The sequence below is a fragment of the Hyphococcus sp. genome (genome assembly GCF_965267305.1).
Lineage (GTDB): Bacteria > Pseudomonadota > Alphaproteobacteria > Caulobacterales > Parvularculaceae > Hyphococcus.
Window position 1 is genome coordinate 3,301,526 of sequence record NZ_OZ253945.1, and the last position, 10,477, is coordinate 3,312,002.

The 10,477-nt window shown below is 54.4% G+C and carries 11 protein-coding genes and 1 tRNA gene; 6 read left to right on the forward strand and 6 right to left on the reverse strand.

Going from position 1 to position 10,477, the window contains the following annotated elements:
* Positions 1-327: 327 nt before the first annotated feature.
* The 3 genes from ACQY5P_RS15955 to ACQY5P_RS15965 all read right to left on the reverse strand — a co-directional run bounded on the left by ACQY5P_RS15955 (position 328) and on the right by ACQY5P_RS15965 (position 2,455).
* The gene (locus tag ACQY5P_RS15955) at positions 328-891 is read right to left on the reverse strand and encodes a hypothetical protein (RefSeq protein ID WP_428407862.1); all 564 of its coding nucleotides are present in this window, start codon (positions 889-891) and stop codon (positions 328-330) included.
* A gap of 240 nt (positions 892-1,131) precedes the next feature.
* Positions 1,132-1,812: a cupin domain-containing protein gene (locus tag ACQY5P_RS15960; protein WP_428407863.1), complete on the reverse strand. Its 681-nt coding sequence runs from the start codon at positions 1,810-1,812 to the stop codon at positions 1,132-1,134.
* Entirely contained in the window at positions 1,805-2,455 is a 651-nt protein-coding gene (locus ACQY5P_RS15965; RefSeq protein ID WP_428407864.1) for a sigma-70 family RNA polymerase sigma factor, read from the reverse strand. The genes ACQY5P_RS15960 and ACQY5P_RS15965 overlap by 8 nt, the downstream gene beginning before the upstream one ends.
* A gap of 106 nt (positions 2,456-2,561) precedes the next feature.
* Between ACQY5P_RS15965 and ACQY5P_RS15970 the strand changes: the two genes are divergently transcribed.
* From ACQY5P_RS15970 to ACQY5P_RS15980, 3 genes are read left to right on the forward strand one after another with little or no spacing between them, the layout of a single operon-like run.
* Positions 2,562-3,935, forward strand: coding sequence for an NAD(P)/FAD-dependent oxidoreductase (locus tag ACQY5P_RS15970; protein ID WP_428407865.1), 1,374 nt, complete (start codon positions 2,562-2,564; stop codon positions 3,933-3,935).
* Positions 3,932-4,762, forward strand: coding sequence for a DUF1365 domain-containing protein (locus ACQY5P_RS15975; protein WP_428407866.1), 831 nt, complete (start codon positions 3,932-3,934; stop codon positions 4,760-4,762). Before ACQY5P_RS15970 ends, ACQY5P_RS15975 begins: the two co-directional genes overlap by 4 nt.
* Positions 4,749-5,246 (forward strand): DUF3833 family protein, encoded by a 498-nt coding sequence (locus ACQY5P_RS15980; RefSeq protein WP_428407867.1) that lies wholly within the window; start codon positions 4,749-4,751, stop codon positions 5,244-5,246. The genes ACQY5P_RS15975 and ACQY5P_RS15980 overlap by 14 nt, the downstream gene beginning before the upstream one ends.
* Here the strand turns inward: ACQY5P_RS15980 and ACQY5P_RS15985 are convergent.
* Complete coding sequence (locus ACQY5P_RS15985; RefSeq protein WP_428407868.1) at positions 5,243-6,004, reverse strand: SDR family NAD(P)-dependent oxidoreductase; 762 nt, start codon at positions 6,002-6,004, stop codon at positions 5,243-5,245. The two genes, ACQY5P_RS15980 and ACQY5P_RS15985, sit on opposite strands and share 4 nt — an antisense overlap.
* Before the next feature lie 134 nt (positions 6,005-6,138).
* Here ACQY5P_RS15985 and ACQY5P_RS15990 point away from each other — a divergent pair, with 134 nt between their 5' ends.
* Together ACQY5P_RS15990 and ACQY5P_RS15995 are read left to right on the forward strand one after the other, a co-directional pair.
* Positions 6,139-6,639 (forward strand): fasciclin domain-containing protein, encoded by a 501-nt coding sequence (locus ACQY5P_RS15990; RefSeq protein WP_428407869.1) that lies wholly within the window; start codon positions 6,139-6,141, stop codon positions 6,637-6,639.
* A 37-nt stretch (positions 6,640-6,676) separates the two neighbouring features.
* Positions 6,677-7,453, forward strand: a complete 777-nt coding sequence (locus tag ACQY5P_RS15995; RefSeq protein ID WP_428407870.1) for a P44/Msp2 family outer membrane protein — start codon at positions 6,677-6,679, stop codon at positions 7,451-7,453.
* 397 nt (positions 7,454-7,850) lie between these two features.
* On the opposite strand, the gene ACQY5P_RS16000 is transcribed toward ACQY5P_RS15995, so the two are convergent.
* The gene (locus ACQY5P_RS16000) at positions 7,851-9,005 is read right to left on the reverse strand and encodes a class I SAM-dependent methyltransferase (protein WP_428407871.1); all 1,155 of its coding nucleotides are present in this window, start codon (positions 9,003-9,005) and stop codon (positions 7,851-7,853) included.
* 254 nt (positions 9,006-9,259) lie between these two features.
* Between ACQY5P_RS16000 and ACQY5P_RS16005 the strand changes: the two genes are divergently transcribed.
* Positions 9,260-10,003 carry a hypothetical protein gene (locus ACQY5P_RS16005; RefSeq protein WP_428407872.1) on the forward strand — a complete coding sequence of 248 codons (744 nt, stop codon included), beginning with the start codon at positions 9,260-9,262 and terminating at the stop codon, positions 10,001-10,003.
* 343 nt (positions 10,004-10,346) lie between these two features.
* Here the strand turns inward: ACQY5P_RS16005 and ACQY5P_RS16010 are convergent.
* Positions 10,347-10,423: transfer RNA gene (locus ACQY5P_RS16010), tRNA-Arg, on the reverse strand.
* Between the last annotated feature and the right edge of the window lie 54 nt (positions 10,424-10,477).

The window sequence follows — 10,477 nt, forward strand, 5'->3', positions numbered from 1 at the left end:
AAGCGCGCTGAATAGCTCGATGGGGTTTTTACATGTTGATGGCGCATCGTAAGCGATAAAAGTGCGACCTGGCAGTAGCAATATGCTATTGATTACTAAAATATTTGGGGGAGCTTTTCGGTCTTCATGTACTGACGAAATGACATTGGTTGTGTATTTTTCTCTATCTTTCCTTGGGGCTCTCCTTTTCGGATGGCTCCTAAGTTTAGGCCTAGCAGACGGTCTGAAATGGGAATGACAATCAATGCAACAGCAGACAACGGTAGTTAGTCTATGTGTATTGCCATTCCCAACTTTCACTTCCGAGACTTTGTACTTTTCAAGTGGTTATGACAAACGGCGGCGACGCCCGAGCCAACCCAGTCCGGCAGCGCCCGCCGCAAACAGACCAAATGCGGCCGGAATGGGGACTTCACCGATTTCGGGCGCGGTGGCTGCCAGACCAAACACAGCGCCTTCCAGCCCGGACGCCCCGTAAACATCGAACAAAACGCCTGCGGCGGTTGCGGTGAACAAGAGCTCCAGCGAGGGATTACTGAGATCGAACAAGCTGTCTATCGAAGAGAGTTGAGCGACATTAAATGAAAATATCGGCGCATTCGCAACGAAAGCGCTGTTCAGCGACACGTCTCCGAAAATCTGCTGTGTCGTTGTGTCGATGAGGAAATTTTCGAGATCGAGCACATCGGTTCCGTTGGTGAGAGAGACGCCGGAATTGTCATGCTCGATGCCGCCGGCAAGGCCGTCAAGATCGCCACCGGTGATGGGGAATTCAAAAAAACCGTTCGAATTGATAGACGCATCGCCAAGCGGCGATGCGGAGAGGCCGAGCGCCCCTAAATCGGCAGTCGGCTGGACAACCGTGACCCCGCCTGTGAGCGGCGCGGCCAAAGCGGCGCCGGCGAAAGCGACGGTTAAAGCCAATGCTGCGCCAGCTGTCTTTATAAACTTCACGAAAAGCACCATAGAGGACCTCATGGTTTGAGTTTCACCTTACGTTAACTCTTACGCATGGGACGTGCTTATGGACCGGCTGACGGCCCCTTTGTCATGAAATATTCATCAACGGCAACCGAAGCAGCATTCATTGCCCCCGTTACAAGCAGGGTAGGGAGTCCACGGGAACGGAAGCTAGATGCCAAGAAAGGGTTGGATGAGTCGAAGAACGGGATCTGAAAAGACAAGCCGGCCTTCATCTGCGACAAGCGAAATGCATTCCTCGCCGTCGTCGTCAATGACAGGCTGATGCTTGCAGCTTTCGTCCTCGCAATGGAGATCGCCGCGCGCATAGGCGCTCTGGCCGACATGATACCCCCCCTGCAGCACGAGGGTCCACTCCTGACCTTTATGCGAGTGAACTGGCATCACCATGCCGGGACGCGATTTCAGGAGATACAGGCGCTCGCCATTAACTTCAGACAAAAGGGCGCGGGATACGCCGGGCCCGCTTTTCTTCCACTTCAGAGAAATCTCAGACCGCGTGAGAAATGCCGTCAGCGGTTTCGGCGCCCAGCCTTCGGCGCCGCGCGCCGCATCGGCTTCCCCGACGCCAGCAGAATGCGCGTTATTTTCGGCACGCGCTATCGCGTCGGACAATCTTGCGGAAAAATCTGCGGAGAGGGGCTCGCCTTTGGCGGATTCCAGAAATTCGCCGCCAATACAGTCAATCTGCGCCAGTTGCGCCGCTAAATGCGGCTGTAGCGCAATCTGGCACTCCAAAAGAAGGCTTTTCGCCTCCGACAAAACGCCGGCGGAATATGCGGCAAGCCACTCTTCGCCAGCGGTATGAAAATGGAACTCACTCTTATCCATCTTTCAAGAACTCCGAATACGCTTTCAGACCGTACTGCATTTTTTTCAAAGGCGCGCGGATGCGGCTTTTCACGGTTCCCAGCGCCAAGCCCGTACGCTCCGCGATCTGGCTATGAGAAAGACCTTCAAAAAAAGCGAGATGCAGGATGTGCTTTTGTTCAGGCGACAATAACGCTAGTTCCGCATGCACTGCCTTTGCGGCTTCATGCCGGTCGTAATCGCCGTCAACAGCGGGCACAACGGCATCGGCCAGTTGCGAAATCGCTTCAAAATCAGTGGGCTGAACACGATTATTTTTACGCTTCTGGTCGATCCAGCGATTTCTCGCCAGCCGGTAAAGCCATGTCGAGAACCCACCTCGGTCCTCGCTAAACTGGGAGGCTTTCAGCCAAACCGTCACCATTACATCCTGCACGATATCTTCCGCCGTATGCTCCTGCTCCCCCCGATTCATCAGCCAGCCCTTCAAACGAGGACCGTAATGGCGCGCGAGCGCGTCCAGAGCCTCCCGGTCACGCTCCTCGCTTATCCGCCGCACCAGCGCGGCGTCTGTTTCAGCGCGGCCGGGCATGGCGCAAATGCGAGCCGGCCCGGCGGCAGCCGTCCGGCTTTCTGGTTTTCCCGGTTCCGGCATTAAACTCATCGCCGCCTCCCGGTATCTTTACGCTCAGCCGCACCATCTGGATCACCTCATCCATTGCCAGCGCTCCTGCGTATATAAGCGGCCAGCCCATATCCAAGAGATCTCAATGAAATTTAACGATAATTTGGTCCTGAAGACAGCCTGCATTGGACCACAGCGGCCCAGAATTGGCATTATCGGAGCCGGCATAGCAGGGCTTGGCGCAGCCTGGGGGCTGTACCGTGATTGCGATGTAACCGTTTTTGAGAAAAACGCCTATATCGGCGGGCACACAAACACAGTGACCTTTGACGCGCCGGAAGGGCCGGTTGCGGTCGATACCGGCTTTATCGTTTACAACGAACCGAATTATCCGAACCTCACAGCGCTGTTTAAGCTGCTCGACGTGCGAAACCGCGCCACCGAAATGCATTTCTCGGTTTCGGCGCGCGAGCGCGACATTGAATATGCGAGCAGCGGTCTTTCCGGGCTGTTCGCCGACCTGAAAAACATCACGCGGCCAAGGTTCTTCGCCATGATCGCGGATATTCTGAGGTTCTACGCCTCCGCGCCCAAACTCGCGGATTCCAGCGACGACGTGACGCTCGGCCAGTTTCTTCACGCCAAGAAATACAGCGCCACATTTATCCAGGACCACATCCTCCCCATGGCGGCGGCCATCTGGTCCTGTCCCGTCAACGCCATTCTGGAATTTCCGGTAAAAAGCCTGGCCCGGTTTTTTATCAATCACGGCCTTGTGGAGTTAGGCTCTCCCTTTGAGTGGCGCTCCATACTAGGCGGCAGCGCTTCGTACATCCCAAAATTGACGGCGGGTTTTTCGGACCGGATTTTTCTCAATACGCCGGTGGCAAGCGTGCGCCGGACGGCGACAGGCATTCTGCTCCAAACACGCGACGGCCAGTCTCATCTCTTCGATCATATCATTTTTGCTTGTCACGCGCCGCAGGCGGCGCGCCTGCTGGATGATAGGAGCGACAGGGAAACCTCCATTCTATCAAACTTCAAAACCCAACCCAATCGCGCGGTGCTTCACACAGACGAGCGTTTGATGCCGCGCCGGCGTCGCGCCTGGGCGAGCTGGAATTATCTCTCGCATCGCGAGGGCGAACACGCGCTCGCTGTCACATATTGGATGAACGAACTGCAAAAGCTTGACACAAAAACGAACTGTTTCGTCACACTCAATCCCTTTGAAGACCCTCGTGCGGATTCTGTTATTGCTGAATTTTCTTACGATCATCCTGTGTTCGACAGCGCCGCAACCAAAGCGCAGCGCGCCATCTGGGAGATACAGGGACGCGGCGGCGTCTGGTATGCCGGCGCGTGGCTTGGCTACGGCTTTCATGAGGACGGGCTGCAGGCGGGGCTCGCCATTGCGGAAAGCATTAGCGCATGGCGCAGGCCGTGGGAGTTCGATTTCTCCCGCGAGCGGCTGTCCCGGCAAGAGAACGCTGTTTGGAGAGTGAAAGCGGCCGCATGACGGAGGCACATTTTTATACCGGAAGCGTCACGCACCACCGGCTAAGCGGTCCCACACACAGACTTCGCTACCGGCTGGCCTATGTGTTGATCGATCTCGATGAGATGAACGGACCAAGGCGCGGCTCCCGGCTTTTGGGGCTTGGACGGTCCGGCCTGATGTGCGTGCTGGCGAAGGATCATGGCCAAGGCGGCGCCACCGATCTTGCGCGTTGGGCGCGCGAATTCCTGAAAGCTCAGGGCGTGGAGGCGGATTGCGCACGCATCGAACTCCTCACCTTGCCGCGCATGTTTGGCTATGTTTTCAACCCGATCTCAGTCTATCTCTTTTATGACCGACGAGGCGCGCTTCATCATATCTTATACGAAGTGAACAACACGTTCGGCGGCCGGAAATTTTACCTTGCTAAAGCGCAGGCCAAAGGGGAACGATACACGCATGAATGCCGAAAGACTTTTTACGTTTCGCCATTCTTCGATGTCGACGGCGGTTACAGGTTCTGGCTTCGACCTCCATGCGAGACAGTTGGACTGGCGATCGATTATCTCGGACGTGAGGGAGATGTCGCGCTGAAGGCACGTCTGGCCGCCAAGCGGCGTCCGGCGACGCAACTGCAATCTTTGAAAATCCTGGTTGCATTCCCCTTCATGACTCTAGGCGTTATTGCCGCCATATACTGGGAAGCGCTGCTGCTTTTCATGAAGGGAGCGAAATTCAGGCCGGCCCCGACCTATCAAGCAGAAGCGGGCGATAACCCGGCCAGGCTCGTTGCATTGGACAAGAGGAAAAAGGCGTTAAGGCAAGAGGCGATTCATGGACGGATATGACGATATTCAATCGGCGAGAGCGAAACCGATTAGCAAATCAGAGCAAATGGCTTTCGCCACAGCGTGCCTTGGCGGCGAGCGGCGCTGGGAAGGAAGCGTGCGCGGGCTTTTCGGTTTGATCCAAAGGCGGTTTTCTATCCATTCCCTTGGCGTAATCCGAGAGGGCGAACTCTGCTTTTCCGAAACGATCTGTTTTGACGATGGAGAAACGCAACAGCGCGAGTGGCGTCTTGTGGACGCCAAAGGCGGGCTTGCGGTGGAAGGTCCCGATGTCGAGCAAATCGCGCCGGCTCGACTCGATAACGAAAACGCCATGACGCTTATCTACAAGATCAAGTTGGGGACTTTTAGATTTCGTTATCGGGACCTGTTCAGGCTGCAAGAAGATGGCGGAGTAGAAAATATCGGCTATGTCAGCCTTGGCGGCATTCGCGTAATGACAATAACCGCCGCGTCTTCTGCAGATCCAGCTATGGCCGCCTAGACATCTCTGTCTTTCCGAAGCATGCCCCTCAGCGCTCTGAAGTAAAGCGGACGCGGCAATAATGAAAGGAGCCGGATCAGTAAGGCGAGCCGCGCCGGAAAAGCGATTTCAAACCGGTTGGTTTCAAGACCGCGCCAGATGCGCTTCACCGCCTCCTCCTCGCTCATGAGAAACGGCATTGGAAATTCGTTACGGTCAGTCAGCGGCGTCTTTACGAATCCCGGTGAAATAAGACGAACGTCAATCCCCAAGCCTTCAAGCTCGACATGCAGGGTCTCCGCCAGTCGCAGGACAGCAGCTTTTGAAGCGCAATAAGCCCCCGCATGGGTAAGGCCGGTACGACCTGCAAGCGAGCCCATCAAGGCGATCACGCCCGACCTTTGTGCCGTCATGGCTTCAATGACTGGCTCCAGACAATTGACGATGCCGAAATAGTTAACGCGCATGAGGTGCGTGTAGTCGCTTACATTGAAATCGATTCCGTCAGTTGATCGATGATCGCCCGCATTGAGTACGACCAGATCGAGAGTTCCCTCGGAACGAATGTATTCACCGAGTTGTGAGGAGGCGCTTTCCCGATCAGTGACATCGAACACCAGAGGCGTCGCTTTGGGAAATTGTTGATAGATTTCGCAAAGCCGTGCTTCGTTTCGTCCGCATACGCCGACGAAAGCTCCATTCCTCAAATAATGCAAGGCCAAAGCTTTACCGATACCGCTCGATGCGCCGGTAATAATCACGGAGGATGGTTTTCTCATAGGTCTTCTACGACGCGCTTCGCCGACCAGATCAACTTTTTGCGATCAAAAAATCGCATCGCTCCTCTCATCCGTCCGTTTTCGTAAGACGTAGAAAAAGCGTGTTTCATTTTCGCCCCTTGGAAAGGACTTGTATGACATTCTGGAAACCCGTCGCAGCCCTGGCTGCGGCAGCCGCCATGTCTGTTTCACCAGCATTTGCCGATCATCATAAATCCGCAAAACAAAAATCTGACATTGTCGACACGGCGATTGCCGCGGGATCGTTCAACACCCTGGTCGTAGCCGTGCAGGCCGCCGGACTGGAAGCCACTCTGCGCAGCGAAGGGCCGTTCACTGTTTTCGCGCCAACCGATGACGCCTTCGCAAAACTGCCCGAAGGAACAGTTGAAACTCTGTTGAAGCCGGAAAACAAGGATAAACTTGTTTCAATCCTTACCTATCACGTCATTCCCGGCGCCGTTATGTCGTCGGATATTGCTGGAAAGACGCTCGATGTGAAAACCGTTGAAGGCAGCACGGCCTCCGTCGATGCAACGGATGGCGTGAAAATCGATGGAGCTTCTGTCATCCAGGCTGACATCAAAACGTCGAACGGCGTGATCCACGTCATTGACGCCGTCATTATGCCGTAATGCCTTTTTTGACATTCATGATTTAGGGAGACACAAGATGCAGTTGATAAAAACGGCAACACTTTGCGCATCACTTGCCGCGCTTTCTATGGGCGGAGCGCAAGCGCAGGATTACTACGTCTCCGCTTCCGGCGGCGTATCCTTGTTGAACAATTCGGACAATGAGGGCGCCTTTGTGGGCGCTTTCACCACTGGCGAGGGAACGACTGTTCCGGCCGGGGCCGTATTGCCGGATGGAACCGATGTCGGCTGGGAAACCGAATTTGACACGGGGTACGCTTTTGCCGGCGCAATCGGCAAGGATTTCGGATGGCTTCGCGGTGAAGTCGAGGTGGCTTATCAATCTAACGGCGTGGATGCGCACAGCGGCGTTTCGGCCGGGGGCATCGCCCTCGACGGCGAAGACGCAGGCGTGCTCATCACAGGCTCGCCCAATATCGGCGTATCTGTCGGCGATCTTGTGGCGGACGGACGTGGAGATGTGAGTACGCTCTTTGTCATGGCCAATGTCTTTTATGATATCGACACCGGCGGTCGTCTGACCCCCTATATCGGTGGCGGCGCCGGGGTGGGCTTCGCTGATGTCGACTACTCGCCATCAGGCGTTGCGATCATTCAGGACGACGCGTCCGTCTTCGCTTATCAGGCGATGGCCGGTGTTGCGTATGCGGTCTCTCCGTCTCTCGATTTGACAGTGGGTTACCGGTATCGCGCCACCAGCGATGTTGAGGTTGATGCTGATCTGTTCTCCGCCAGATTTGATATCGAGAACAAGACCTCGATCATAGAAGCCGGTCTTCGTTTTTCCTTCTAAGCCCCCCATGAGCCTTCGCGTCCTCCCGCCCTTCCGGGCCGCACAGAGGCTCATGAAGCCGCCATCCGAGTATTGGATGGCGGCGCCTTTTTGTAAGCGCTAATCTTTCGTGGAGGATCAATATGGGACAATGTATGTCATGTAGCTACTACAAGCCGGAGTCCGCCGAATGCCGCCGCAACGCACCTGTTCCAATGGGCTACCGCCAGTCTGCGCATTGGCCACGAGTTAAGGAAACAGACGGATGTGGAGAATTTGTAGCTGCAAACGCCCTTCAGTGCGCCAGCGACAACGATATCGTTACGTTTGCTGCGAAACAGTAAAAAAACTTCGCTTTGCATCTTCCTTCTAACAGATGCTTGCAGCAGTGTTGGAGGATATGGAAAATGTCGATCAGCTACGCATGATTCACAATAGATATCTGTGCAACGTCAATGTGTTCGCCGTGAGAAAAGCCGGCGGCGCAAAAATCAAAATAATATCGCCAGCTTCTGCGCGTTTGACAACCATAGCCGAGTTTGCGCATCGCAGTTTCATTCTCTGAAAACCGCTTTTTCCATTCTCGCAACGTGCGGGCGTAATCTTTACCGAATCTATGGAAATCAAGAATTTCAAGGCCGCTATCGCCTGCGAGTTTCCTGATCTTGGAAGGGGGCACGAGCATGCCGCCTGGAAAAATATACTGACGGATAAAGTCTGATTGTCTGCGATATCGGGGGAAGGTCTGGTCATTGACGAGGATGACCTGCAGCGCCGCAACACCACCTTCTGTAAGGCGGTCCTTCAGTGTTCGGAAATAGCGCGGCCAGTAAGCCTCGCCAACAGCTTCAATCATTTCCACAGATACGATTGAGTCGAATTTTCCATTGATGTCGCGGTAGTCTTGAAGCCTGATATCTGCGGCCCGCCCAAGCCTTCTTGTTGCGTAATCATATTGCGCCGGCGACACTGTCACGCCGGTGACGAACCGCCCCTCAGCAGTGGCTTGCTGCGCAAAACCGCCCCATCCGCATCCGATTTCGAGGATGCGCTCAGCGGTTTTTGGCAGCTGAGAGAGGAGACGAGTGTTTTTTCGTTCTTGCGCTTGTTCCAGTGACTCATTTTCGCTGCCAAAAAGCGCACTAGAATAGGTCATGCTGTCATCAAGCCAAAGGCGGTAGAAGTCATTGCCGACATCATAATGTGCGCGGATATTGCGCGAACTGCCGGCGCGGGTATTGCGCCGCTGGAATGCGTTCAAACTTCTGTAAAAAATTCTGCTCGCAAACGTCCCACCCGACGCGCCAAGGCTGATCGACTCGTTTTCAAGAAAGAGACGCAGCAGCGCTTCAACATCGTTGCTGTCCCAAAATCCTTTGACATAGGCTTCGCCAAATCCGACATCGCCGCGGATCAGCGCCATCGAAAGAGCCGACCAGTCGCGAATGACAAGCTCCACTTCTGGCGCGCCTTCGCCGAATGAGAGTTTTTCACCTGAGGGAGATATAATGTGTAATGTTCCACCGGTAATCCGCTCGCAAAGCATGGTAAGCAATTTTGACTTCGTTTTCATCAGCTTGTGACCGCTTTCTATTTATAGGTCCGTCAGTGCGGCGTAACACACCGGGAATTGTACGAACGCAGTTGCTTAACGGATTGCTCAACCTCCGATGAACATTTGCGTGCTCATCAGCCGCAATTTGATGGCGGGCATATCGGCGTTTTATGAGACTTATAATCAGAAGAGGACAAAAGCCGCGGCAAGGGTGGGGCGTCGTGTCGGTCCAAATTACCTGCAGCAACGTAGTATTTACAAAGGAATTAAAGATGCGATTTCTCGTGTTGCTTGCGGCGGTAATCCAAATCTCCGCGCCATTTTTTATAAATCCGTTCGGCTCAAATGGGGGCCGTCTCAGGCAGGGCGAGCCGTCTCTAATTGAACCGGCAGGATACGCCTTTTCAATATGGGGGCTGATCTATATTGGCGCTCTTGTTTATGCTGTATGGCAGGTCACGCCTGCAGGTCGCGCCAACCCTGTAACGGGTCAAGCCGCGATTTTTGCACTGATGCTGTATGTTGGATCCACGCTCTGGCTTGCTGCAGCGAAGTATGGCCCGCTTTGGGCAACAATGCCTTTAATTGCGATTATGACCTTATCCGCGGCGGCAGTCCTGATCATGGCGGGACGATCTGGCCTAGTGAATTCCTCGCCGGACTGGTGGTTTGCCATACTGCCATTTGCGCTTTATGCGGGGTGGATCACTTGTGCAACTTTCGTCAATATTGCAGAGGTCGCGCCGCAATATGGTTTTGATCGATTTGGCTTGTCCCGGGAATTCTACGGAGTGCTTTCGTTGGGGGCCGCATTGATTTGCGCTGTAACGATCTTCTTCTTTTCAAAAGGGCAGTTCCCCTACGTCGCCACTGTCATATGGGCGCTCACAGCCATCATCGCCGCCGCACTTGCTCGCGATTATGGGCGGGAGATTATACTCGCAAGCGGTTTCGGTCTCATAATTATGGTCGGGTGTCTTTTTTATACGGCAATGTTACGAAACAGTGGAACATGAATGTTTTGAAAAAGCAGCCTGAGTAATGAGTTGGATAGGGGCGTATCCGTTACATCTTTTCGGAGATTGAGAAATGTTCAAATCGATGAAGATGGTATTTGTTTTCGTCGCGATAGGCATCATATCTGCCGGACGCACGCCTTCGCTTTCCTGAAAAGCCCCGTAAAACTGTGGCTTGAGGTTGATCTGCCGGACGAGAAAAGGGTCCGCAACCTCACCTTCGCCAAGCGTCTTTCCTATCAACGCGGAGAGGGATTTAGAACCGCATTACCCACCCTGCCTTTTGAAGTAATTCAAAGGCTTAAGGGCGGCGGCGGGGGGAGTTTTGACCTTGAAAACGAAATGGCGCACCCGAAGAGATTCGAACTCCTGACCCCCAGATTCGTAGTCTGGTGCTCTATCCAGCTGAGCTACGGGTGCTGCGCTTGCGCCATATGGCGCGAGGCGCGGGTTTAACCCCAAGAGGGGGGCGAT

Excerpts from the sequence above, each read along its gene's own strand:
- ACQY5P_RS15960 (WP_428407863.1), bottom strand. The coding sequence starts at position 1,812 with ATGGATAAGAGTGAGTTCCATTTTCATACCGCTGGCGAAGAGTGGCTT.
- ACQY5P_RS15965 (WP_428407864.1), bottom strand. The coding sequence starts at position 2,455 with ATGAGTTTAATGCCGGAACCGGGAAAACCAGAAAGCCGGACGGCTGCC.
- ACQY5P_RS15970 (WP_428407865.1), top strand. The coding sequence starts at position 2,562 with ATGAAATTTAACGATAATTTGGTCCTGAAGACAGCCTGCATTGGACCA.
- ACQY5P_RS15975 (WP_428407866.1), top strand. The coding sequence starts at position 3,932 with ATGACGGAGGCACATTTTTATACCGGAAGCGTCACGCACCACCGGCTA.
- ACQY5P_RS15980 (WP_428407867.1), top strand. The coding sequence starts at position 4,749 with ATGGACGGATATGACGATATTCAATCGGCGAGAGCGAAACCGATTAGC.
- ACQY5P_RS15985 (WP_428407868.1), bottom strand. The coding sequence starts at position 6,004 with ATGAGAAAACCATCCTCCGTGATTATTACCGGCGCATCGAGCGGTATC.
- ACQY5P_RS15990 (WP_428407869.1), top strand. The coding sequence starts at position 6,139 with ATGACATTCTGGAAACCCGTCGCAGCCCTGGCTGCGGCAGCCGCCATG.
- ACQY5P_RS15995 (WP_428407870.1), top strand. The coding sequence starts at position 6,677 with ATGCAGTTGATAAAAACGGCAACACTTTGCGCATCACTTGCCGCGCTT.
- ACQY5P_RS16000 (WP_428407871.1), bottom strand. The coding sequence starts at position 9,005 with ATGAAAACGAAGTCAAAATTGCTTACCATGCTTTGCGAGCGGATTACC.
- ACQY5P_RS16005 (WP_428407872.1), top strand. The coding sequence starts at position 9,260 with ATGCGATTTCTCGTGTTGCTTGCGGCGGTAATCCAAATCTCCGCGCCA.